The organism is Streptomyces sp. NPDC020362, assembly GCF_040642095.1.
In the GTDB taxonomy this organism is placed as follows: domain Bacteria; phylum Actinomycetota; class Actinomycetes; order Streptomycetales; family Streptomycetaceae; genus Streptomyces.
In genome coordinates this window covers 48,156-69,818 of the sequence record NZ_JBFAET010000031.1, presented here as the reverse complement: position 1 = coordinate 69,818, position 21,663 = coordinate 48,156, and the positions used below count along the sequence as shown (strand labels likewise).

Annotated in this window: 15 protein-coding genes and 1 pseudogene; 1 reads left to right on the top strand and 15 read right to left on the bottom strand. The window is 72.8% G+C overall.

Annotated elements, in window-relative coordinates; genetic code table 11:
- The 8 genes from tmk to bldG all read right to left on the bottom strand — a co-directional run.
- On the bottom strand, positions 1 to 3,245 hold a 3,245-nt coding region (gene tmk / locus AB0H32_RS15170), incomplete at its 3' end, for a dTMP kinase (RefSeq protein ID WP_361119551.1).
- A gap of 129 nt (positions 3,246 to 3,374) precedes the next feature.
- Positions 3,375 to 6,203, bottom strand: a complete 2,829-nt coding sequence (topA, locus tag AB0H32_RS15165; protein ID WP_361119549.1) for a type I DNA topoisomerase — start codon at positions 6,201 to 6,203, stop codon at positions 3,375 to 3,377.
- 257 nt (positions 6,204 to 6,460) lie between these two features.
- Positions 6,461 to 6,658 carry a hypothetical protein gene (locus AB0H32_RS15160; RefSeq protein WP_361119547.1) on the bottom strand — a complete coding sequence of 66 codons (198 nt, stop codon included), beginning with the start codon at positions 6,656 to 6,658 and terminating at the stop codon, positions 6,461 to 6,463.
- A 312-nt stretch (positions 6,659 to 6,970) separates the two neighbouring features.
- Positions 6,971 to 8,491 (bottom strand): class I SAM-dependent methyltransferase, encoded by a 1,521-nt coding sequence (locus tag AB0H32_RS15155; RefSeq protein ID WP_361119545.1) that lies wholly within the window; start codon positions 8,489 to 8,491, stop codon positions 6,971 to 6,973.
- Between the two features lie 164 nt (positions 8,492 to 8,655).
- Positions 8,656 to 9,273: a small secreted protein gene (locus AB0H32_RS15150; protein WP_361119543.1), complete on the bottom strand. Its 618-nt coding sequence runs from the start codon at positions 9,271 to 9,273 to the stop codon at positions 8,656 to 8,658.
- 204 nt (positions 9,274 to 9,477) lie between these two features.
- Complete coding sequence (locus tag AB0H32_RS15145; RefSeq protein WP_361119541.1) at positions 9,478 to 11,883, bottom strand: sodium-translocating pyrophosphatase; 2,406 nt, start codon at positions 11,881 to 11,883, stop codon at positions 9,478 to 9,480.
- A gap of 328 nt (positions 11,884 to 12,211) precedes the next feature.
- Complete coding sequence (locus AB0H32_RS15140; protein ID WP_361119539.1) at positions 12,212 to 12,649, bottom strand: ATP-binding protein; 438 nt, start codon at positions 12,647 to 12,649, stop codon at positions 12,212 to 12,214.
- Between the two features lie 156 nt (positions 12,650 to 12,805).
- Positions 12,806 to 13,147: an anti-sigma factor antagonist BldG gene (bldG, locus tag AB0H32_RS15135; protein WP_361119537.1), complete on the bottom strand. Its 342-nt coding sequence runs from the start codon at positions 13,145 to 13,147 to the stop codon at positions 12,806 to 12,808.
- An 82-nt stretch (positions 13,148 to 13,229) separates the two neighbouring features.
- On the opposite strand from bldG, the gene AB0H32_RS15130 reads away from it, so the two are divergent.
- Entirely contained in the window at positions 13,230 to 15,815 is a 2,586-nt protein-coding gene (locus tag AB0H32_RS15130; protein ID WP_361119535.1) for a DEAD/DEAH box helicase, read from the top strand.
- A gap of 126 nt (positions 15,816 to 15,941) precedes the next feature.
- On the opposite strand, the gene AB0H32_RS15125 is transcribed toward AB0H32_RS15130, so the two are convergent.
- The 7 genes and pseudogenes from AB0H32_RS15125 to ssd all read right to left on the bottom strand — a co-directional run bounded on the left by AB0H32_RS15125 (position 15,942) and on the right by ssd (position 21,248).
- Positions 15,942 to 16,439 (bottom strand): Rv3654c family TadE-like protein, encoded by a 498-nt coding sequence (locus tag AB0H32_RS15125; protein WP_361119533.1) that lies wholly within the window; start codon positions 16,437 to 16,439, stop codon positions 15,942 to 15,944.
- Positions 16,440 to 16,615: 176 nt separating this feature from the next.
- Positions 16,616 to 16,975: pseudogene (locus tag AB0H32_RS15120) on the bottom strand (TadE family type IV pilus minor pilin); the annotation flags it as partial.
- Entirely contained in the window at positions 16,962 to 17,162 is a 201-nt protein-coding gene (locus tag AB0H32_RS15115) for a DUF4244 domain-containing protein (protein WP_361119531.1), read from the bottom strand. The pseudogene AB0H32_RS15120 and the gene AB0H32_RS15115, both read right to left, overlap by 14 nt.
- A 99-nt stretch (positions 17,163 to 17,261) precedes the next feature.
- The gene (locus tag AB0H32_RS15110; RefSeq protein ID WP_361119529.1) at positions 17,262 to 18,047 is read right to left on the bottom strand and encodes a type II secretion system F family protein; all 786 of its coding nucleotides are present in this window, start codon (positions 18,045 to 18,047) and stop codon (positions 17,262 to 17,264) included.
- Positions 18,044 to 18,889: a type II secretion system F family protein gene (locus tag AB0H32_RS15105; protein ID WP_361119555.1), complete on the bottom strand. Its 846-nt coding sequence runs from the start codon at positions 18,887 to 18,889 to the stop codon at positions 18,044 to 18,046. The genes AB0H32_RS15110 and AB0H32_RS15105 overlap by 4 nt, the downstream gene beginning before the upstream one ends.
- A 23-nt stretch (positions 18,890 to 18,912) precedes the next feature.
- On the bottom strand, positions 18,913 to 20,145 hold the full coding sequence (locus tag AB0H32_RS15100) for a TadA family conjugal transfer-associated ATPase (RefSeq protein ID WP_361119527.1): 1,233 nt from the start codon (positions 20,143 to 20,145) through the stop codon (positions 18,913 to 18,915).
- A complete protein-coding gene (gene ssd / locus AB0H32_RS15095; RefSeq protein ID WP_361119525.1) occupies positions 20,142 to 21,248 on the bottom strand; it encodes a septum site-determining protein Ssd in 1,107 nt (368 codons plus the stop codon). The genes AB0H32_RS15100 and ssd overlap by 4 nt, the downstream gene beginning before the upstream one ends.
- Between the last annotated feature and the right edge of the window lie 415 nt (positions 21,249 to 21,663).

The following is a 21,663-nucleotide window of genomic DNA, read 5'->3' as shown; positions in this document are numbered from 1 at the left end:
TGGTCCTCACCGGCTTCGCCGTTCTCCTGCTCGTCGTACGACCCGAGCAGTTCGTCCGCCAGCGTCGGCAGATCGTCCAGCGGGGTCTCCTCGGCCCAGTCGGAGCGCGGGCGGCGGCGGGGCGTGCCCTCGGCGTCGACCTGGGGCATCTCGCGCGTACCGCCCTCGGAGCCGTCGGGGCCTGCCGCGGGCCGCTCGTCGCGGAAGAAGCCGGACGGCACCCGGTCCGCCGGAGAGTCAGCCCGTACGGGCGGCAGCACGGCGGTCTCGTCGGCGGAGACGGGCGGCAGCACGGCGGTCTCGTCGGCCGCGCCCGGAGCCACCGCCGGCAGCACCGCCGTCTCGTCCGCGGCGCCCGGAGCCACCGGCGGCTGCGGCAGCTCGGCCGTCACCTCGGAGTCGGGGGCGGAACCGGCCGTCCGGGCATCCGCGGCACGCTCCTCGCGCACCGGCCGCAGCACCGTCGTCTCCTCCGTCCCCGGTGAGACGACCGGCGTCGGAACCGTCTCCTCCGCACCGCGCGACGGCGTCGCGCCCGCACCCGGCGACACCACCGGCGTCGGCACGGTCATCGCGTCCGAGGTCACGCCCGGCGCCGTCGGCCGCGGGGCGCTGGACCGGCGGGCCGCCGCGTCGGCCGCCGCCGCTGCCTCTGCCGCCTGACGGCGGGCCTCCTCGGCACGCAGCAGGGCCTCCTCGGCCTTGCGCTGCTTCTCCAGGCGCTGTGCCTCGGCCTCGGCGCGCAGCCGTGCCTCCTCCTCGGCCTGCTTGCGCCGCTGCTCCTCCTCGGCCCGGCGACGGGCCTCCTCCTCGGCGCGGGCCTTCTCCTCCGCAAGAAGCCGCTGCCGCTCCTCCTCGGCCCGGCGCCGCGCTTCCTCGGCCCGCTGCCGGGCCTCCTCCGCCTGCCGTTCGGCCTCGCGGCGCTGCGCCTCCTCCAGCTCGCGGCGCTTGCGCTCCTCCTCTTCGGCGCGCAGCTTGGCGAGCTGCTCCTGGCGCTCGCGCTCCAGGCGCTCCTCCTCGGCCTTGCGGGCGGCCTCTTCCTCGGCCTTGCGGCGGGCCTCCTCCTCGGCCTTCCGCCGCGCCTCCTCCTGGGCCTGGACCTCGGCCTCGGACAGCGGCAGCACGGTGTCGAGGCGGTGCCGGATCACGGTGGTGACCGCCTCGGGCTCCTGCCCGGCGTCCACGACCAGATAGCGGCCGGGGTCGGAGGCGGCGAGCGTGAGGAATCCGGCCCGCACGCGCGCGTGGAACTCGGCCGGCTCCGACTCCAGGCGGTCCGGTGCCTCGGTGAACCGCTCGCGGGCGGTCTCCGGCGAGACGTCCAGCAGGACGGTCAGGTGCGGGACGAGCCCGTTGGTGGCCCAGCGGTTGATACGGGCGATCTCGGTCGGCGACAGGTCGCGGCCGCCGCCCTGGTAGGCCACTGACGAGTCGATGTAGCGGTCCGAGATGACGACCGCGCCGCGCTCCAGGGCGGGCCGTACGACGGTGTCGACGTGCTCGGCGCGGTCGGCCGCGTACAGCAGCGCCTCCGCGCGGTGCGACAGGCCCGCCGAGGACACGTCCAGCAGGATCGAGCGCAGCCGCTTGCCCACGGGGGTGGCCCCCGGTTCGCGAGTGAGCACGACCTCGTGGCCCTTGGCGCGGATCCACTCGGCGAGGGCCTCGGCCTGGGTGGACTTGCCTGCGCCGTCGCCGCCCTCCAGGGCGATGAAGAACCCGGCCGCCGCAGGCGCCTCGACGGGGTCGTCACCACCGAGCAGCGCGTCCTTGAGGTCCTGCCGGAGCGGGATGCCGGAGCGGTCGTCCACCTTGGCGAGCACCACCGCGGCCACCGGCAGCAGCAGCGCGCCGACCAGCATCAGCGTGAACGAGGCGCCGCCGTGCGCGAAGACGAACCGGCCGTTCTCCAGCCGGTGCCGGCCGATGAGGCCCGCGACCACCGGCGCGATCAGAACGGCGAGCGCGATGGAGACCCGGACCACCGCGTGCAGGTGCTCGGTGACGCGCGCCCTGCGGTATTCCTCGGTCTCCTGGTCGAGCAGGGCGTGCCCGGTGTTCGCGGCCACGCCCGCGGCGACGCCGGCCAGCGTGACGAGCAGCAGCACGGTGGTGACGTCCGGGACGAGCCCGGCGGCCAGCAGCGCGATGCCGGTGAAGGCGATGGACAGGGCGAGGAGCCGGCGGCGCGAGAGCGAGGGCAGCACCGAGGGGGCCGTACGGATGCCGACGGCGACGCCGCCGGTCAGGCCCAGCACCAGCAGGCCGTACAGAACCGGGCCGCCGCCCAGGTCCTTGGCGTGCAGGACGCACACCGCGACCGCGGCGGCGATGGATCCGGCGACGGCGGCGCAGGCCGGGACGAGCAGCGGGATGGCGCCCGTGCGGCCCTTGTCGACGCCCGTGCCGGTGCGCGGGCGGCGCAGGCCCTCCAGCGGGGACCGAGCGCGCGGGGTCCGCGTGTCGGGCAGCTCCAGGAAGGTCAGCACGGACAGGGACGCGGCGAACAGTCCGGCCGCCACGTACGACCCGAGGGCCGCCTGGTGCTGGTCGAACCAGACCACCGCGGTGCCCAGCAGGTTGTTGAGCAGGGCGGCGACGACCAGGGTGGCGGCCGCCAGCGGGATCGCCAGGAAGCTGGTGCGCAGCGCGAGGCGGCGCAGGGCGTCCATGTGGTCGGGCAGCGGCCGTACCGTGGCCCCCTCCAGGGGCGGGGCGGGCAGCAGGGCGGGTGCCGCGCTCTCCCGGCACACGGTCCACAGCCGCTCGGCGACGCCGGTGACGAAGGCGGTGACCAGCAGGGCGGCGAGCGCGTTGTCCGGGATCCAGTCGATCCACAGGGGCGCGATGATCAGCAGTACGGCGCGCAGGCCGTCGGCGCCGACCATGGTCCAGCGGCGGTCGAGCGGGCCCTCCTGGGCCGTGAGCGTGGTCACCGGGCCGAGGAGGACGGCGCCGAAGAGCAGGGTGGCGAGGATGCGCGCGGCGAAGACGGTCGCCACTGCGAACGCCACGCCCCGGTAGCCGCCGCCGAAGGAGCCCTCGACGACGGCCGCCTGGAGGGTGAGGAGGACCAGCACGAGAAGCGCGAGGATGTCGCCGACACCGCTCACGAGCTGCGCGCTCCACAGGCGCCTCAACTGCGGTCGGCGCAGCAGGGCGCGGACGGCCCGCTCGCGGGAGTCCGCGACGAGGGCGTCGTCAGGTGCTGTGGTGGGGGCCGTTGGCTGCTCGGCTCGCGTCATGCGTTCAGCCTATCCGCAGCCACGGACACGACACCTCGGTCGCCCGGGCATGTGCACGCCCCGACACCAAAGTGATGCCGGGGCGGTGCCGGGGCGTTCTTTCTGCGAAGCCGGGGGCTCGACGGAGCGTCAGTCCTCCGCGCCCGAGGCGGTCGCCTTCGAAGCCGTCGCCTTCTTGGCCGTCGTCTTCTTCGCCGTGGTCTTCTTCGCGGCCGCGGTCGTCTTCTTCGCCGCAGTCTTCTTGGCCGCGGTCTTCTTCGCCGGAGCGGCCTTCTTGGCCGTGGCCTTCTTCGCCGTCTTCTTGGCGGGCGCCTTCGCCCGCTTCTCGGCGAGCAGCTCGAAGCCGCGCTCCGGGGTGATCGACTCCACGCTGTCGCCGGAGCGCAGGGTCGCATTGGTCTCGCCGTCGGTGACGTACGGACCGAAGCGGCCGTCCTTGACCACGACCGGCTTGCCGGAGACCGGGTCCTCGCCCAGCTCCTTCAGCGGCGGCTTGGCGGCCGCGCGGCCACGCTGCTTCGGCTGGGCGTAGATCGCCTGCGCCTCCTCCAGCGTGATCGTGAAGAGCTGCTCCTCGGACTGCAGCGAGCGCGAGTCCGTGCCCTTCTTCAGGTACGGGCCGTAGCGGCCGTTCTGCGCGGTGATCTCCACGCCGTCGGCGTCGGTGCCGACCACGCGGGGCAGCGACATCAGCTTGAGCGCGTCCTCCAGGGTCACCGTGTCCAGCGCCATGGACTTGAAGAGGGAGGCCGTGCGCGGCTTGACCGCGTTCTTGCCGGTCTTCGGGGTGCCCTCGGGGAGGATCTCCGTGACGTACGGGCCGTAACGGCCGTCCTTGGCGACGATCGTGCGCCCGGACTGCGGGTCGGTGCCCAGCTCGAAGTCGCCGCTCGGCTTGGCCAGCAGCTCCTCGGCCAGCTCGACGGTCAGCTCGTCCGGCGCCAGGTCGTCCGGGATGTCGGCGCGCTGGTGCTGCTCGGTGTCCTTCTCGCCGCGCTCGATGTAGGGGCCGTAGCGGCCGACGCGCAGCACGATGTCGTTGGCCACCGGGAACGAGGACACCTCGCGCGCGTCGATCGCGCCCAGGTCCGTGACCAGTTCCTTGAGGCCGCCGAGGTGGTCGCCGTCGCCGTTGCCGGCCTCGGCCGCACCCGCGACGGTCCCCTCGCCGAAGTAGAAACGCTTCAGCCACGGCACGGCCTGCGCCTCGCCGCGGGCGATGCGGTCGAGGTCGTCCTCCATCTTGGCGGTGAAGTCGTAGTCGACGAGCCGCCCGAAGTGCTTCTCCAGGAGGTTGACCACGGCGAAGGACAGGAAGGACGGCACCAGGGCCGTGCCCTTCTTGAACACGTAGCCGCGGTCGAGGATGGTGCCGATGATCGACGCGTACGTCGACGGGCGGCCGATCTCGCGCTCTTCCAGCTCCTTGACCAGGGAGGCCTCGGTGTAGCGGGCCGGGGGCTTGGTGGCGTGGCCGTCGACCGTGATCTCCTCGGCGGACAGCGCGTCGCCCTCGGCGACCTGCGGCAGCCGGCGCTCACGGTCGTCCAGCTCGGCGTTCGGGTCGTCGGCACCCTCGACGTAGGCCTTCAGGAAGCCGTGGAAGGTGATCGTCTTGCCGGAGGCGCTGAACTCGACGTCCCGGCCGTCGGCGGCGGTGCCGCCGATCTTCACCGTGACGGAGTTGCCCGTCGCGTCCTTCATCTGGGAGGCCACGGTCCGCTTCCAGATCAGCTCGTAGAGCTTGAACTGGTCGCCGGTCAGGCCGGTCTCCGCCGGGGTGCGGAAACGATCACCCGAGGGACGGATCGCCTCGTGGGCCTCCTGGGCGTTCTTCACCTTGGCGGCGTAGGTGCGCGGCTGCGGGGGCAGGTAGTCGGCGCCGTACAGCTGCGTGACCTGGGCGCGGGCGGCCGCGATCGCGGTGTCGCTCAGCGTCGTGGAGTCCGTACGCATGTACGTGATGTAGCCGTTCTCGTACAGCTTCTGCGCGACCTGCATCGTGGCCTTCGCGCCGAAGCCGAGCTTGCGGCTGGCCTCCTGCTGCAGCGTCGTCGTACGGAACGGGGCGTACGGCGAGCGGCGGTACGGCTTGGACTCGACCGAGCGCACGGAGAAGCGGGTGTTCTCCAGGGCGGCGGCGAGGGCGCGCGCGTTCGCCTCGTCGAGGTGGAGGGTGTTCGCGGTCTTGAGCTGTCCCAGGGAGTCGAAGTCGCGACCCTGGGCGACTCGCCTGCCGTCGACGGACTGAAGACGGGCGACCAGGGACGACGGGTCGCTCGGGTCACCGGCGCGGCCGGTCCCGAAGGTGCCCGTCAGGTCCCAGTACTCGGCGGAGCGGAAGGCGATCCGCTCGCGTTCCCGCTCGACGACGAGCCGGGTCGCGACCGACTGGACACGGCCGGCCGACAGGCGCGGCATGACCTTCTTCCACAGGACCGGCGAGACCTCGTAGCCGTAGAGGCGGTCGAGGATGCGGCGGGTCTCCTGGGCGTCGACCAGCTTCTGGTTGAGCTGGCGCGGGTTGGCCACGGCCTCGCGGATCGCGTCCTTGGTGATCTCGTGGAAGACCATCCGCTTGACCGGGATCTTGGGCTTGAGGACCTCCTGGAGGTGCCAGGCGATCGCCTCGCCCTCCCGGTCCTCATCGGTGGCGAGGAACAGCTCGTCGGAGTCCTTCAGCAGGTCCTTGAGCTTCTTGACCTGCGCCTTCTTGTCGGCGTTGACCACATAGATCGGCTGGAAGTCGTGTTCGACGTCCACACCGAGGCGGCGGACCTCGCCGGTGTACTTCTCCGGCACCTCGGCGGCGCCGTTGGGAAGGTCACGGATGTGCCCGACGCTCGCTTCGACTACGTAGCCGGGGCCGAGGTAGCCCTTGATCGTCTTCGCCTTGGCAGGCGACTCGACGATGACGAGTCGGCGGCCGCCCTCTGCGGTCTCGCTGGTCGGGGACAACTTCGCTCTTCTCTCCGGTCGACGCTGGGGCCTCCCCAGGGCCTTCGTCCCGGGGTCGCGGCATGCTTCTGGCTCGTGTGACGCTGCGGAGTGTGACGGTACATCCCGCCCCCGTGTCAAACGGGAAAAGCCCACAACGGCCACTCGAACGGTAACCCGACTCCCGCCATTCCTGCCGCCCGGAGTCCCGGCGATCCTTCGGCCCCTGTCCGGAGCGTAATGCTCCAGTTACCCGTACGACAGTACGGCCGCCGATGTCAGAGCCGGGTGAGGCAGTATGCGCCGAGGCTCAGCGAGACGATCGCGACGGCGCCGGCGAGGGTGGCCGATGCGACCTGGTTCACACCCTGGGCGACCGGTTCACCGCGACGCACCCGGGTACCGGTCCACATCAGCAGCGCACCTCCGAACAGGGCGAACACCATTCCCGCGAAGATCGCCGGTCCGCTCTCCATGACCCCGCCCGCCCCTTTCGCACCGTCCGCCCGTACCCAGCGCGGGGAGGGTGGCACGCGCAGGAGACGGACGGGCGACATCGGGGTGAACGGGAGGTCGACGCGATGCCGAACAGACTCTCGACCGGGATCCGTCAGAACCGCGACCCATATCTTTCCGGCCGTTTTCCCGGCGTCGGCGCGTCCCCGCTCGTGCCACCGGCGTACGCCGGTGATCCGGACGCCGGTGATCCCGACGCCGGTGATCCCGACGCCGGTCCTACGGCCCGGGCGGCCGGGACACGGCGGCCGGTCCCGCCGCCGTGCCGTGTCTCACACCACCGGCTCCAGGAAGCCCTGCTCCACCAGCAGCCTGATCTGTGCGGGCGTACGGTCACGCAGCAAGACCGGATCCTCGCCGACGAGTTGGGCGATGGCGTCCAGGATGCGGCCGGCGGTCAGCGTGCCGTCGCACACACCGGCGAAACCCGCGCCGACGGTGTCCACCTTCGTGGCGCGGCGCATCCCGCGGTGCTGGCGCAGCACCACATGCTCCGGGTCCTCGGCGCCGGGCAGCCCGACCTGCTCCTGGACCACCTCGGCGGTCAGCCTGAAGTGGCCTTCGAGCAGGGCCGCGTCGTCGTGCTCGCGGAGGTAGTCGAGGCGGTCGAAGTGCGCCCGGATCGCCTCCCCGAGCGGCTGTTCGACCGGGTGCGGCCACTCCTCCACGACGACCGAGGGCTCGGCGGCCCCCGTCCGGCGCAGGGTGATCCACCCGAAGCCGACGGCCTTCACCTTGCGCGCCTCGAACTCGTCGAGCCAGGCGTCGTACCGCGCCTGGTACTCCGCCGGGTCCCCGCGGTGGTCACCGGCGTCCCTGAGCCACAGCTCGGCGTACTGCGTGACGTCCTGCACCTCGCGCTGCACGATCCAGGCATCGCACCCGCGTGGCACCCACGACCTGAGTCTGTCCTGCCAGTCCTCCCCCGCGACGTGCTGCCAGTTGGCCAGGAACTGCGCGAACCCGCCCTCGTTCAGCCGTTCCCCCGCCTGCTGAACGAGCGAGCGGCACAGATCGTCCCCGCCCATTCCGCCGTCGCGGTACGTCAGCCGGGCACCCGGCGAGATCACGAAGGGCGGGTTGGACACGATCAGGTCGAACGTCTCGTCGTCCCGGACCGGCTCGAACAGCGAGCCCTCGCGCAGATCGGCGTCCTGCGCGCCGGAGAGCGCCAGTGTGAGTGCGGTGATGTGCAGCGCGCGCGGGTTGAGATCGGTCGCCGTCACGCGTGTGGCGTGCTGGGAGGCGTGCAGCGCCTGGATGCCGGAGCCGGTGCCGAGGTCGAGCGCGGAGGCCACGGGGGTACGGACGGTGATGCCGGCCAGGGTCGTGGAGGCGCCGCCGACGCCCAGGACGACACCCTCGTCCCGCTGCCCGATGCCGCCCGCCCCGCCGACCGCACACCCGAGGTCGGACACGATGAACCAGTCCTCGCCGCCGGGACCGCCGTAGGGCCGTACGTCCACGGTCGCGGCCACCTCGTCGCCGCCCACGCGCGCGAGCCACCCGCTCTCCAGGGCGTCCTCGACCGGCAGAACGGCCGCCACGCGCGCGTGGGGCACCGGTTGCTGGAGCAGGAACAGCCGCACGAGCGTCTCCAGCGGCGTGTCGCCGCGGGTCGCCCTGAGCGCGGGCACGGTCTCACTGCGGGCCAGTGCCGCGTAGGCGGGGGCGCCGAGCAGATCGAGCAGGCCGTCCGCGGTGAAGGAGGCGGCGAGCAGGGCGTCGCGCAGCGTTGCTGCGACGTCGGGCCGGTCGGTGGCGGGCAGGGGGGCGAGGCCGGTGTCAGTCACGCCCCCATTGTGGCCCGCGACGGCCGCCCTGGGCTGCCCGAACGCGGGCCACCCGCCGACATCAGCCGACCGCCGACGCCAACCGAGCCGCCGACGTCAGCCGGCCGCCGTTGTCGACTCGCCGCCGACGTCAGCCGGCCGCCGTTGTCGACTCGCCGCCGATGTCAGCCGGCCGCCGACGAAGCCGTCGCGGACGCCGCCACCTGGCAGCTGGGCTGGTTCGCGATCGCCGCCTTGACGTCGCCCTGCTCCAGCCGCTTCAGCGCCTCGGTGCCGCTGTTGCTCTGCTGGCCGATCTCCTTCGTCTGGTCGGCGACATCGTGCAGACCCTTGGCGAACTTGCCCTGGTCCTTGGTGTCGAGCCCGTCGACCGTCTTCTTCAGGTCGGCGTAGGAGGAGGCGAGGCCGTTGAGGTTCTTGGCGGCGTCCTGCTGACGCTTGGAGCCGTCGGAGATCCCGGGGGGCGCCCCGGCGCTGCTGATGGCGGCGGCGATCGCCTTGTACCCGTCGGCCATGTCCTGGAAGGCCTTCGAGTACGTCTCCTTGGCGGTCTTGGGCGGCAGGTTGCTGTCCGTGGCGATCTTGGCGATCGACGCGTTCGCCGCCCTGATCTTCGAGTCCTGCGCGGGCACCGCGTCACACACCGTCTTGGCCCAGGCCACCAGCTTGGGGTCGGGTCCGCTGTCCTTCTTGCTGCTGCATCCCGACAGCGCCACCACCAGTACCGCACCGCCGGACAGTGCGGCCGCGAGCTTCTTGTTCACCGGATCGGTCCCTTCCATGGCTCTCGGCCCCCGGAATCTACACGGCGGACCGGGGTTCTCCACATGACAGATGCCCTATAAGTCATCTTTTGTGACTCTTTGCACCATGGGGACGGGAGAGAGAAGGCTCACGCCGTGGGCGAGCCCACACACGGAGGCGGGCGGGCGGCACGTCAGTACGCGCCACCCGCCCGCCCGTTGAGCAGGCCCGGTCGGGACCGCCTACGAAACCACCGCCGGATCGGGCGACTTGGCCACCCGCTCGGCACTCTCCTCGTCACCGACGGCGATGCCGCGCCGCTTGGAGACGTACACGGAGACGACGATCACCAGAAGGGCGAAGATCGCGACCGCGATCCGTACGCCGATGTTCTTGTCGGCGCCGTAGGAGAACTTGATCACCGCGGGTGCGATGAGCAGCGAGACCAGGTTCATGACCTTCAGCAGCGGGTTGATCGCCGGTCCCGCGGTGTCCTTGAACGGGTCGCCGACCGTGTCGCCGATCACCGTGGCCGCGTGCGCCTCGCTGCCCTTGCCGCCGTGATGACCGTCCTCCACCAGCTTCTTGGCGTTGTCCCAGGCACCGCCGGAGTTGGCGAGGAACACCGCCATCAGCGTGCCGGCGCCGATGGCGCCCGCGAGATACGAGCCGAGCGCGCCGACGCCGAGGGTGAACCCGATGAAGATCGGCGCCATGACGGCCAGCAGACCGGGCGTGGCCAGCTCCCGCAGGGCGTCCTTGGTGCAGATGTCGACGACGCGCCCGTACTCGGGCTTCTCCGTGTAGTCCATGATCCCGGGGTGCTCGCGGAACTGCCGCCGCACCTCGAAGACCACCGAACCGGCCGAGCGCGACACGGCGTTGATGGCGAGTCCGGAGAAGAGGAAGACGACCGCGGCACCCGCGATGAGGCCGACGAGGTTGTTGGGCTGCGAGATGTCCAGCGACAGACTCAGCGGTGAGCCGGGGCCGGTCAGCTTCGCCCCCACGTCCTGCACGTTGGTGGTGATCGCGTCCCGGTACGACCCGAAGAGCGCCGAGGCCGCGAGGACGGCGGTGGCGATCGCGATGCCCTTGGTGATGGCCTTGGTCGTGTTGCCGACCGCGTCCAGGTTGGTGAGCACCTGCGCGCCCGCGCCCTCGACGTCGCCGGACATCTCGGCGATGCCCTGCGCGTTGTCGGAGACCGGCCCGAAGGTGTCCATGGCGACGATCACACCGACCGTGGTGAGCAGGCCGGTGCCGGCCAGGGCAACCGCGAACAGCGCCAGCATGATCGACGTGCCGCCGAGCAGGAACGCGCCGTACACGGCGAGGCCGATGAGCAGGGCGGTGTAGACGGCCGATTCCAGACCCAGCGAGATGCCGGAGAGGATGACGGTGGCCGGGCCCGTGAGGGAGGTCTTGCCGATGTCCCTGACCGGGCGGCGGTTGGTCTCGGTGAAGTAACCGGTCAGCTGCTGGATCACGGCGGCGAGCAGGATGCCGATGGCGACCGCGACCAGGGCGAGGATCCGCGGGTCGCCGTCCTTGCCCCGGATCGCCGCGTCGCTGACCCCGTCGAGGGCGGAGTACTTCGAGGGCAGGTACACGAAGACCGCGATCGCGACCAGCGCGAGGGAGATCACCGCGGAGATGAAGAAGCCGCGGTTGATCGCCGTCATGCCGCTGCGGTCGGTGCGCCGCGGGACGACCGCGAAGATGCCGATCATGGCGGTGAGCACACCGATCGCGGGCACCAGCAGCGGGAATGCGAGTCCGGAGTCGCCGAACGCGACCTTGCCGAGGATCAGTGCGGCCACCAGGGTCACGGCATACGACTCGAACAGGTCGGCCGCCATGCCCGCGCAGTCGCCGACGTTGTCGCCCACGTTGTCGGCGATGGTCGCGGCATTGCGCGGGTCGTCCTCCGGAATGCCCTGTTCGACCTTTCCGACCAGGTCGGCGCCGACGTCGGCGGCCTTGGTGAAGATGCCGCCACCGACTCGCATGAACATCGCGATCAGGGCCGCTCCGAGGCCGAAGCCTTCGAGCACCTTCGGTGCGTCGGCCGCGTACACCAGCACCACACAGGAGGCGCCCAGCAGGCCGAGCCCCACCGTGAACATGCCGACGACGCCGCCCGTGCGAAATGCGATCTTCATCGCGGTGTGCGAGACGGTGGTGAGATCCTTTTCGGGTTCTCCTTCGGCCGGGGTGGCTTCCCGGGCCGCCGCGGCGACGCGCACATTGCTGCGCACGGCCAGCCACATGCCGATATAGCCGGTGGCCGCCGAGAACACCGCACCGATCAGGAAGAACACCGATCGTCCGGCGCGCTGATTCCAGTCGTCCGCCGGCAGCAGCAGGAGCAGGAAGAACACGACGACGGCGAATACGCCGAGCGTGCGCAGCTGCCGGGCGAGATACGCCTTGGCGCCTTCCTGGACCGCCTCGGCGATCCGCTTCATGCTGTCGGTGCCCTCGCCCGCCGCCAGCACCTGGCGCACCAGGACGCCCGCGACCGCGAGCGCGGCCAGGGCGACGGCCGCGATCACCGCCACGATGATCCGGTTGTCGTCGGTCAGGACTGCGGCTGCGAAGGTTGTGGGGTGGCCAAACTGATGAGGGGTAGAAAGCCCCGCCATTCGTCCTCCTTGACGCTTGGGCTGAGCTCAAGATGTGGACGGATTGTAGGTACCCTGCCGTGATCTAAACAGGGCGCGGTAAACGGAATTGGCCTTCTCGTGCTCTTCAGCAAATGATCGAGGTCATGCCAGGGGGCCCGAAAGAGGTAATGCCTCAAAAGCATTGACGACCACATTGATGCTTGATCAAATAATCAGGGTATTGATCGTGAATTGATTCACGAATTCCGGGGCCGCTCGAAACGGGGCCGGAACAACACGAAGGGCCCTGCTCAGCAGGGCCCTTGCGACGCACTGTGCACGGCGCTTCAGCGCCGTGCGTGGGGCATCAGAGGAGAGCGGCGGCAGGCGGGGCGGCCGGCCAGGTCATGCGGATCAGCCCGCCGTTCTCCCCGGTGGAGACCTCCACGTCGTCCACGAGGCCGCTGATGACCGCGAGGCCCATCTCGTCCTCCTCGGCCTCCACGTCCGCGTCCGCGGCGGCACCGCCGGCCACTCGCGCGGCCGGGGCCGCGTGCGGGGCCTCGTCGCCGACCTCGATGGAGAACTGTTTCTCCTCCTCGATCAGCGCGACCCTCACGGGCGCCGTGATGTCGTTGATCTGGTGCAGCCCGACGGCACGCGAGCAGGCCTCGCCCACGGCGAGCCGGACCTCGTCCAGGACGGCCTCGTCCACTCCGGCCCTGCGCGCCACCGCTGCCGCCACCAGCCGGGCGGTCCGGACGTGCTCGGGCAGCGCGCTGAAGCGGAGTTCGACGGTGGCCATGCATCCCCCTCGCGACTACGGGCGTGCGGTGCAGGGGCGGGGCCGCCGAAGCCCGCACCCCCTGAGAACTTCTGGGCCCCGGGCACACCGGCCCGGGGCGGGGCCTACCGGTGTCCGGACCGCGCGGCGGCCCGGACCCGGCTTTTCGGCCCTGGGTCAGTCGGTGGCCGCCACCGCTTCATCGACCGAGGCGTGGATCGGGAACACCTTGGTGAGACCGGTGATGCGGAAGATCTTCAGAATGCGCTCCTGGTTGCAGACCAGGCGCAGCGAGCCCTCGTGGGCTCGCACACGCTTCAGGCCGCCGACCAGCACGCCGAGCCCGGTGGAGTCGAGGAAGTCCACGCCCTCCATGTCGACGACGAGGTGGAAATTCCCGTCGTTCACCAGCTCGACCAACTGCTCGCGCAGCTTGGGCGCGGTGTATACATCGATTTCGCCACCGACCTCGACGACCGTACGATCGCCGACGGTACGGGTCGACAGGGACAGGTCCACGGATCCTCCAGCACCTTGCTATCGAGCGGTCGCCCCTCGGGACACCTGGGCTTGCGGCCCCCGGGACGCATCGCCAGCCGCGATGGCATTCAATCACTTACTGGCAGGCGTGCACGACGCCTTGGCCCCATTGTCCGTCACCCAAGTGACACACTCGGTGCCGATGGCCAAGAATCACCGTTCCGATCGATCCCTGGCGGACCCGGCGTCCCGCCCGTCTCCGGGCATCGTCCTGGACCGGCTCGCCTCGGGACCGAGCCGCTCCGCGCGCATCACTCATACGGAGCACTTGCCCCCGCGCGCGGGTCGGCATGCCGTCTGGCCTGATCGGATTCGCCCGGAGGTGATCGCGGCCGTGCAGGTGTGCGGCATCGAGCACCCGTGGGCCCATCAGTCGCTGGCCGCCGAGCACGCCCTGGACGGCGACTCGGTGGTCGTCGCCACCGGCACCGCCTCCGGAAAGTCCCTCGCCTACCTCGTGCCGGTCCTGTCGGCCCTCCTGGACGGCTCCGAGGCCCCCAACGGCCGCGGCGCCACGGCCCTCTACCTCGCCCCCACGAAGGCGCTTGCGGCGGACCAGTGCCGGTCGGTGAAGGAACTTTCACAGCCGCTGGGCAACTCGGTGCGCCCGGCCGTGTACGACGGCGACACACCGTTCGAGGAACGCGAGTGGATCCGCCAGTACGCCAACTACGTCCTCACCAACCCCGACATGCTGCACCGGGGCATACTGCCGTCCCATCCCCGCTGGTCCTCCTTCCTGAAGTCGCTCAAGTACGTCGTCATCGACGAGTGCCACACCTACCGGGGCGTCTTCGGCTCGCACGTCGCCCAGGTGCTGCGCCGCCTGCGCCGCCTGTGCGCCCGCTACGGCGCCTCGCCCGTGTTCCTGCTGGCTTCCGCCACGGCCGCCGAGCCCGCCGTCGCCGCCCGCCGCCTGACCGGTCTGCCGGTGACCGAGGTCGCCGACGACGCATCCCCGCGCGGGGAACTCGTCTTCGCCCTGTGGGAGCCCCCGCTCACCGAGCTGCACGGCGAGAAGGGCGCACCCGTTCGGCGTACCGCCACCGCCGAGACGGCGGACCTGCTGACCGACCTCACCGTGCAGGGCGTGCGCTCGGTCGCCTTCGTGCGCTCCCGGCGTGGCGCCGAGCTGATCTCGGTGATCGCCCAGGAGCGTCTGGCCGAGGTGGACCGCTCCCTGGTCCGGCGTGTCGCCGCCTACCGCGGCGGCTACCTCCCGGAGGAACGCCGGGCCCTGGAACGCGCCCTGCACTCCGGCGAGCTGCTCGGCCTGGCCGCCACGACGGCCCTGGAGCTGGGCGTGGACGTCTCGGGCCTGGACGCTGTGGTGATCGCCGGCTACCCGGGCACCCGCGCGTCCCTGTGGCAGCAGGCGGGCCGCGCGGGCCGCTCCGGGCAGGGCGCCCTGGCGGTCCTGGTGGCCCGCGACGACCCGCTGGACACCTTCCTCGTCCATCATCCCGAGGCCCTGTTCGGCCAACCGGTGGAATCGACGGTCCTCGACCCCGACAACCCCTACGTCCTCGCCCCGCATCTGTGCGCCGCAGCCGCGGAGATCCCGCTGACCGAGGAGGACCTCGACCTCTTCGGACCCGCCTGCGAGGAGCTGCTGCCCCAGCTGGAGGCCGCGAAGCTGCTGCGCCGCCGGACGAAGGCCTGGCACTGGACGCGCCGGGAGCGGGCCGCCGACCTGACCGACATCCGGGGCACGGGCGGGCGGCCCGTCCAGGTGGTCGAGGAGGGCACGGGCCGGCTGCTGGGCACCGTCGACGCGGCCGCCGCACACTCCACGGTCCACAAGGGCGCGGTGCACCTGCACCAGGGCCGCACCTACCTGGTGCGCTCCCTCGACCTGGAGGACTCGGTGGCCCTGGTCGAGCAGGCCGACCCGCCGTACTCGACGGCCGCCCGTGACACCACGTCCATCTCCGTCCTGGAGACGGACATCGAGGTGCCCTGGGGTGCCGGCCGCCTGTGCCACGGCTCCGTCGAGGTCACCAACCAGGTGGTCTCCTTCCTCCGCAGGCGTCTCATCACGGGCGAAGTGCTGGGCGAGACGAAGCTCGACCTCCCTCCTCGTACGCTGCGCACACGCGCGGTGTGGTGGACGGTCACCGAGGACCAGCTGGACGAGGCCCGGATCAACCCGGAGATCCTCGCCGGCTCCCTGCACGCCGCCGAGCACGCCTCGATCGGCATGCTGCCCCTCTTCGCGACCTGCGACCGCTGGGACATCGGCGGCGTCTCGGTCCCCCTCCACCCGGACACCCTCCTGCCGACGGTCTTCGTCTACGACGGCCACCCCGGCGGGGCGGGCTTCGCCGAGCGCGCCTTCCACACCGCGCGCGCCTGGCTCGCCGCCACCCGGGAGGCCATCGCCTCCTGCGAGTGCGAGGCCGGCTGCCCGTCCTGCATCCAGTCCCCCAAGTGCGGCAACGGCAACGACCCGCTGCACAAGAGGGGGGCCGTGCGGCTCCTCACGGTGCTGTTGCGGGGGGCGCCGGAGGAGAAGCCGGACGAGAGGACCGAGGAGAGGCCCGAGGAGAGGCCCGAGGAGGAGCGGGAAGGGCAGGAGGGGCAGGAGAAGCCGCAGGAGAAGCCGGCTGGGCGGGAGACGCCGGAGGAGCCGCAGGAGCGGCCGTAGGAGCCGCAGGAGAGCGACTGAGCGGCGCGATGCCCGGGACGGGCGCCTGCCCCGGTCCCTCGGACGGCACAGGCTCCACACGCACCGCCGCTCCCATCGGCTCCGGTCCTGTCGGCGCCGGTCCCGTCAGCGCCGTTCCGGCAGCACCGCAGGCTTGGGCGCCGGTCCCAGCGGCACCGCCGGCGTAGGCGTCGGCCCCAGCGGGACCGCCGGCGTAGGCGTCGGCCCCAGCGGCACCGCCGGCGTAGGCGTCGGCCCCGGTTCCGGCGGAACCGTTCCCGCCGGCCCCGCTCTTGCCCTCACCTGCGCGGCGAACGGCCCCCGTCCCGACGTCGCCGTCACGTCCGATGTCTCGCCCACGATCGCGCACCGCACCAACCGCGTCCTCTGGGCCACCGCGATCCGCTGGGCCCGGGCACAGGCCCGAGCGCCGCCCTCGGCCCAGTGGTCCGCAGCCGCGAGCGCGGCGAGATCCGCACCGCCGGCCGCCCGGTGCCTCACGACGACGGCGTGCCCGAGGGCGAGGACGGCGCCGAACACCGCGCACAGCACGGCGATCGCCCCGAGGCTCCAGATCGTCGCGGACCCGCGATCCGAGCAGCGGCCGCCACGCAGACGGCGCATCACGGCCCCACCTCCCCGGCTCGCGCCGCCCTACCGGGCCCGGCGCCCGCAGCCCCCGCGGCTCCGGAGCCGCCCCCTTCGGCCGGACCATGCGCCGCACCCGAACCGGACCCCATGCCCCGCTTCACCGCCGGACCCGAACCGGACCCCACGGCCTCCTCCTCCGCCGGACCCGAACCGGACCCCACGGTCCCTTCCGTCGCTGCCACGGCCTCCTCCCGGACCTCGAACGGCAACCCGCTCAGGACCGGCGGTCTGACCACCACCGTCACCCGGACCCGGTCGCCCTCGCGGCCGACGGACACCCGTGCTCCGCGCGGGGCCGCCTCCCGGGTCACCTGCACCACCGCGTCGGGCGGGTCCTGCCGGGCGGCGGCCCGGGCGCCGGTGCGGGCGGCGTCCACACACTGGATCTGGGCCGCCACCACAAGCAGCCCCCAGACCAGCGTCATCGTGAACGCCACCAGCACGGACAGCACCACGGCCGCCTCCGCGGTCACGAACCCCCGGTCCGCCCCTCGCTCACATCCGCGCACTGAGGGCCCGCTTCACGATGGACTGCAGCTCCGCCTTGACCTGGCCGCTGGTGACGACCTCGTACAAGAGCAACGCGAATCCGACCGCCGCGACGATGCCCATCGCGTACTCCGAGGTCACCATCCCCGCGTCCCGGCGGCACCGCTCCCGCAACCGCGCCCACAGCTCTCCTGCCTTCTCGTGCATCTCGAACTCCTTTCGTTCCAGCCCTGTTGTCTTCATCTCGTTCCAGCCCTGTTGTCTTCATCGCGTGCCTTCTGCAGCGCCCCTCGTCAGCCCCCCTCGTCAACCCCCGCCCCCTCCCACCACGCCGCCCGCCAGCCCGATCACCACGGGCAGCACGCCGATCGCGATGAACGCGGGCAGGAAGCACAGCCCCACCGGTGCGGAGATCAGCACGGCCGCCCGGCGCGCCCGGGTCGTGGCGGCCCGTGACCACTCCGTGCGCGCGTCCGAGGCGAGGCGGGCGACGGGCCCGGCCGCGGGCAGTCCGGACTCGTCGGCCCGTTCCAGCAGCCGCGCCAGGGACCCGGCGCCGGGCAGCGCGGCCAGCCCCCGCCAGGCGTCCGCCGGTTCGCCACCGAGCCGCACCTCCGCAGCGCCCCGGGCCAGCGCGTCCCCTGCGGGGCCGCCGAGGGCCTCCCCCACCGCCTGCGCGGCGATCACCGGACCGGCACCGGCCGCGATGCAGGCGGCCAGCAGATCGGCCGCGAGCGGGAGTTGACGGGCGGCGAGTACCGTGTCGACCTCCTCTGCCGGGCGCGTCCTCTCCTGCCGGCGCCGCCACTGCCACAGCCCTGCGGCGAAGGCGAGCCCCACGGCGGCACCGGCGAGCCCGCCGACCAGCACCCACGCGCCGCACGCCGCCCCGGCCACCGGGAGCCACCGCCGTACGGCTCCCATGACCTCGAAGGACGGGCCCGCGCGGGCCGTCTCCAGGGCCAGCAACTCGGCCGCCCTGCGCCGCGCCCGGCGCCGTCGCCGGGCCGCCTCCAGCCGCCACACCGCCCAGCCGAGGGCGAGCGCCGCGGTGACCACCGTCCCCAACCTGTGGGCGACTTCCCCGCTCATACGCCCTCGGCTCCCCGGACGATCCGGGCCGCCCACCACATCCCGGCGCCCTCGAACAGCGCTCCGGCCACCAGGCAGCCCAGCCCGGGCCCGCTGTGCAGCAGCACGCGCAGCGGGTCGGCGCCCATGGCCGAGCCGAGGAGCAGCCCGAGGGCGGGAAGTGCGGCCAGGAGCACTGCCGTCGCCCGGGCACCCGCCAACTGGGCGCGCAGGTCGGCACGTTGGTCCCGCTCGGCGCGCAGGGCGCCCTCCAGGCGGTCGAGGCCGGCCGCGAGTCCGGCGCCCTGGTCCACGGCCACCCGCCAGCAGGCGGCGAGGCCCAGCAGGCCCTCGGCACCCGGTTGCCGGGCCGCGACGGCGAGCGCGCCGGGCACGTCCCCGCCGAACCGTGCCGCCGCGACCACGGCTCCCTGCGCCTCCCCCAGCCCGTCGGAGTCCCGCGCGGCCCGCAGCAGCGCCTCCCCCGGCTGCCGTCCCGCACGCACCTCGGCGGCGAGCGCTCCGCACAGGCCGATCACCGCCTCCGCGCGGCGCTCCCGGGCCCGTCCGGCCCGGTGGGCCAGCCGCAACCGGCGCAGCACCGGCACCCCGGCCGCCCCCGCGACGACCGGAATCACGGAGGCGCCCAGCAGCGCGAGCAGCAGTCCGGCCGCGAGCGACCACCACTCGACTCCCCACCGGCCCCGCAGCCGCCGCAGTTCCTCCGTCGCCTGTTCCCAGGAGGGCGGACCGGCCGCCACCGCTCCGCCGCCCGCGAACAGCAGCCGGGCCCGCCGCATGCCGTGGTGCCGTCCGGCCAGCAGCCAGACCGCGGCTCCGACGCAGGCCGCTGCCGCACTCATCGACATCTCGGTGCTCACGTCCGTCACCACTCTCGCTCCTCTCGTTGCTCGTCTCGTTCGCGCCTGTCCCTGCTCCCGCCCCCGAACTCGCCGCGCAGCAAGTCCCGCAGCCGCTCCCAGCCGCGCTCCCGGGCGAAGGCAGAAGCGCCCCAGCGCAGTGCCGGTACCGTCCGCACCAGCCCCGAGCCGTCCCGTTCCAGCACGTGCACCTCGGCGATCCGGCGCCGCCCGGACCGGTCCCGTACGAGGTGGAGCACCACCGACAGCGCGGCCGCCACCTGGCTGTGCAGGGCCGCCCGGTCGAGCCCGGCCGCCGTCCCGAGGGCCTCCAGCCGGGCCGGAACGTCCGCGGCCGCGTTGGCGTGCACGGTGCCGCAGCCGCCTTCGTGGCCGGTGTTGAGCGCGGCCAGCAGATGCACCACCTCGGGGCCGCGCACCTCCCCGACGACCAGCCGGTCGGGCCGCATCCGCAGCGCCTGCCGGACGAGGTCCTCCAGGGTCACCAGGCCGGCCCCCTCCTGATTGGCGGGCCGGGTCTCCAGCCTTACGACGTGCGGGTGTTCCGGTCTCAGCTCCGCCGAGTCCTCGGCGAGCACGATCCGTTCGCCGGGTCCGACCAGGCCGAGCAGGGCGCTCAGCAGGGTCGTCTTCCCGCTGCCGGTGCCGCCGCTGACGAGGAAGGACAGCCGGGCGGCCAGCAGAGCCCGCAGGATCCGGTCCCCGCCGGGCGGCACGGTGCCCGCCTCGACCAGTTCCGTGAGGGTGAACGCCCGGGGCCGTACCACCCGCAGGGACAGGCACGTACAGCCGACGGCCACCGGGGGCAGCACCGCGTGCAGCCGGGTCCCGCCGGGCAGCCGGGCATCGGCCCAGGGCCGGGCGTCGTCGAGCCGGCGTCCGGCCACGGCGGCCAACCGCTGCGCGAGGCGCCGTACGGCCGCCGCGTCGCGGAAGACCACCGGGGTCAGTTCCAGGCCGCCGCCGCGATCCACCCACACCCGGTCCGGCGCGGACACGAGGACGTCGGTGACGCCCGGGTCGGCGAGCAGCGGCTCCAGCGGGCCGGTGCCGACGAGCTCCGAACGCAAGTGCTCGGCCGCGCCGAGGACTTCGGCATCGCCCAGTACCCGGCCCTGTTCCCGCAGTGCCTGGGCCACGCGCGCCGGAGTGGGTTCGGCGCCGCTCTCGGCCAGCCGACGGCGGACTCCGTCGAGCAGGGCCGCGCCGTCGGCCCGGTCGAATCCGGGGAGCGTCATCGCGTGCCTCCCGCCTCGGCCAGGGCCTGCTCCCAGAAGGCGGTGCAGAAGCGGGCCAGGGGACTGCGTCCACTCGCGCCGGGCGGCTCGGGGGCGGGGTGCGGGCGCAGCAGCGCAGGCTCCACGGGCACCTCGCCGGCCAGGGGCAGGCCGAGCAGCCGGGCCACCTCGCGGTCGTCGAGTCCGGGCGCGTACGGCCCCCGGACCGCCACGCGCAGGTCCCGTACGACCATGCCGACGGCGGACGCCACCCGGCCGGCCGCCGCCACCGCGCGCAGTTCGGCCGGGACGACGAGCACCGCAAGGTCGAGCTGGGCGAGGGCCTCGGCGACCCCGTCGTCCAGGCGGCGCGGGAGGTCGACGACGACCGCGCCGCCGCGCCGCCGGGCGGCGGCGAGGACCGCGCGTACGGCCTGGGGCGGAATGCCGACGCAGTCCCCGCGGTCCCAGCTGAGCACCCGCAGGGCGTGCAGCTCGGGCAGCGACTCCTCCAGGGCGCCGCCGCCGACCCGGCCACGCGAGGCGGCGAAGGCGGGCCAGCGCAGCCCCTCGGCCGTCTCGCCGCCGAGGAGTACGTCGAGTCCGCCGCCCAGCGGATCGGCGTCCACCAGGAGGGTGCGCAGCCCCTCACGCGCGGAGGTGACGGCGAGCGCGCAGGCGAGCGTGGACGCACCGGCCCCGCCCCGGCCGCCGATGATCCCGACGGTGAGGGCCGGGCGGCCGACGCCCTCGGCGACGTCGGCGATCCGGTCGACCAGCCACTGCTCGCCGTCGGGCAGCATCAGGACGTGGTCGGCGCCGATCTGGACGGCCCTTTTCCACACCCCGGGGTCGTCCTGGTCGCGGCCGACCAGCACCACTCCGCGCCGGCGCGCGGCTGAGCTCACCCGGCGGACGGCGTCGTCGCCGACGAGGACGAGCGGGGCCGTTTCCCAGCCACCGCCGTGATCGGGTACGCCGTGGTGCACCTCGGGCGTGGCGCCTGCGGCCGCGCACAGGCGCAGCAGATCGTCGAGGAGTTCTGTGTCCTCGGTGACGATGAGCGGCTGTCCCGACCGGTCTCCGGTGGCGGGTGACGAGTCGTGGGTGACGGTTCCGGCCACGTGTGATCCCCCTTGGCTGCGGCTTCCGCGCAGCCTCTGCGGCCACGCGATTCGCAAAGTTGTGGAGAACCGGCAACCGGTCTCCATATGAGCGGCCGATAGGAACCGGCCATACGCGCCCCGACAATCGGAACCGGCCATGAACTCGCCATGGCCGGAGCGCGCTGGAATCACGGTGCAGCGAACCCGGAAAACATGTGGATCTTGGTCGAAAACCGTGGACAACTCAGCGGTTGTGAATATCGCTGTCACTCATACCGGTGACCTCTGTACCGATCCCTGTACGGCTTCCACAGAGCAGTCTTCCGATTACCCACGGTAGCTAATCATGGACATGGCAAGGCTGCGCCCGTGCTGCTGCCCAACAGCCTCACAACCAGGGAGAAAGGAACGAAAACCCACCCGGACATGCGAC

What these genes read in the sequence shown, in the direction of transcription:
- AB0H32_RS15125 (WP_361119533.1), bottom strand. Translation starts at nt 16,439, where the DNA reads ATGCGCCGTCTGCGTGGCGGCCGCTGCTCGGATCGCGGGTCCGCGACG.
- AB0H32_RS15130 (WP_361119535.1), top strand. Translation starts at nt 13,230, where the DNA reads ATGGCATTCAATCACTTACTGGCAGGCGTGCACGACGCCTTGGCCCCA.
- AB0H32_RS15140 (WP_361119539.1), bottom strand. Translation starts at nt 12,649, where the DNA reads ATGGCCACCGTCGAACTCCGCTTCAGCGCGCTGCCCGAGCACGTCCGG.
- AB0H32_RS15110 (WP_361119529.1), bottom strand. Translation starts at nt 18,047, where the DNA reads ATGAGCGGGGAAGTCGCCCACAGGTTGGGGACGGTGGTCACCGCGGCG.
- AB0H32_RS15145 (WP_361119541.1), bottom strand. Translation starts at nt 11,883, where the DNA reads ATGGCGGGGCTTTCTACCCCTCATCAGTTTGGCCACCCCACAACCTTC.
- AB0H32_RS15150 (WP_361119543.1), bottom strand. Translation starts at nt 9,273, where the DNA reads ATGGAAGGGACCGATCCGGTGAACAAGAAGCTCGCGGCCGCACTGTCC.
- AB0H32_RS15115 (WP_361119531.1), bottom strand. Translation starts at nt 17,162, where the DNA reads ATGCACGAGAAGGCAGGAGAGCTGTGGGCGCGGTTGCGGGAGCGGTGC.
- AB0H32_RS15105 (WP_361119555.1), bottom strand. Translation starts at nt 18,889, where the DNA reads ATGAGTGCGGCAGCGGCCTGCGTCGGAGCCGCGGTCTGGCTGCTGGCC.
- AB0H32_RS15100 (WP_361119527.1), bottom strand. Translation starts at nt 20,145, where the DNA reads ATGACGCTCCCCGGATTCGACCGGGCCGACGGCGCGGCCCTGCTCGAC.
- AB0H32_RS15160 (WP_361119547.1), bottom strand. Translation starts at nt 6,658, where the DNA reads ATGGAGAGCGGACCGGCGATCTTCGCGGGAATGGTGTTCGCCCTGTTC.